The organism is Nonomuraea sp. NPDC023979 (genome assembly GCF_040639085.1).
Lineage (GTDB): Bacteria > Actinomycetota > Actinomycetes > Streptosporangiales > Streptosporangiaceae > Nonomuraea > Nonomuraea ceibae.
Window position 1 is genome coordinate 1 of the sequence record NZ_JBEZZG010000083.1, and the last position, 1,501, is coordinate 1,501.

Here is a 1,501-nt window from a genome sequence, read left to right on the forward strand (position 1 = left end):
CAACGCCGTTCAGTTAGGGCTGGGGTCGTGGCGTCAAGGGCTGGCCCGGAGCATGTTGATGCTGATGGTGGCTTTGTAGGTGGTCCGGTCGATGGCGGGTCCGCGGGCGTTGTATTTGGAGATCGCGCGTTTGACGATGCGGTCTTTGGTGCGGACCCGCCGGGCGGGCAAGAGGTGGGCCAGGACGTGACGCCCGATGCTGCCGATCAGGTCGATGTCGGTGCCGGTGATGACGCCGGCGGCCAGGATGAGCTGGTCACGGGCGGCGGCCAGGGCCGTGGTGAAGCCGGCCCGGTCCGGGTCGAGGCCTGGAACGCTGTCGGTGGCGTCGGTCATCGCGATGCGCAGGACCTGATAGACGGTCAGCAGGGCCCAGACCTCCTGTTCGATGCCGTCAGGGGTGCGCGAGCGCAGGATGTGCCCGCCCAGGATGGTGGACTTCAGCTCGGCGTAGGTGGTCTCGATCTCCCAGCGCTCGTGGTAGAGCCGCACGAGATCGGCCGCCGGATGGCGGGAAGCGTCGGTGAGGGTGGTCAACAGCCGGTAGTGACTGCTCCGGATGCCGGCCGCGGTGCGGATGGTGATCTCGGCGTCAATGACGCGGACGGTCAGCGCGCCGAGCCGGGCCAGGGCCGAGCCGTCGCGGCAGCGCGCCACGGCAGGCAGGTTGCGGCCGGACTTGCAGCGCACCAGCAGGTCGGCGCCGGTGGCGGCCAGATGGTTGAGCAGATCGGTGGCGGCGAAGTTCCGGTCGCCCAGCAGGAGCATCCCGGCCCGTAGCTGCGCGGCCAGGCGGCGGGCGTAGTCCAGCTCACCGGTCGTGGCAGGCCCGAAGGCGGCCGCGATGAGCGACCGGGTCCCGCAGGACAGCAGCACGGTCAGCCGCAGTTGCGGGTATCCCGAGATCCCGTTGCCGAGCCGCTGCCGGGTGAACCTGGCAAGGTTGGCCGCACAGTCCGGGACCGAAAGCAGGGTGCCATCGACGGCGACCAGGCGCAGTCCCCGCCACCATCCCGCCGCAGCGGTCGTCACCGCAGGACCGCTCAGCAGGTCGAACAGCGCCTTCATCGGCGCCGCTCCCAGCCGCTGGCGGGCCTGGCGAAGAGCGCTGCCGCTGGGCCGCAGGGGTGCCAGGCCCGCCAGCCCGGCGCACAACCGGTCGAACACCTGCCGGTAGCCCAGGCCGGTGAACAACGCCGCGGCCAGCAGCAGGTAGACCGTGACCCGGGCCGGCACCAGGCGGACCCTGCGCTCATGCGCACGGGTCTGCGCCAGCACATCATCGACCATCTCGAACGGAATGATCCGGGTCAGTTCACCCAGATGTCCCGGCGCGAACACCCCTGGCGCTACCCCGGCCATTCGATGTGTGGCAACCTGTTCCAACAGCGGAGCTCCTGTGGTGAGGATGTCTTGGAGTGACAGACCTCTTCTACAGCGGCTCCGCTGCTTTGTTCACCGGTCTTGACGAACAGCCCTCTCCCTTAACTGAACGGCGTTG

At 69.2% G+C, this 1,501-nt stretch carries 1 protein-coding gene; it reads right to left on the minus strand.

From position 1 onward, the window contains the following. Positions 1 to 33 precede the first annotated feature (33 nt). Positions 34 to 1,362: an IS4 family transposase gene (locus tag AB0G11_RS48905; RefSeq protein WP_357594170.1), complete on the minus strand. Its 1,329-nt coding sequence runs from the start codon at positions 1,360 to 1,362 to the stop codon at positions 34 to 36. Positions 1,363 to 1,501: the final 139 nt, after the last annotated feature.

What these genes read in the sequence shown, in the direction of transcription:
- AB0G11_RS48905 (WP_357594170.1), bottom strand. Translation starts at nt 1,362, where the DNA reads ATGGCCGGGGTAGCGCCAGGGGTGTTCGCGCCGGGACATCTGGGTGAA.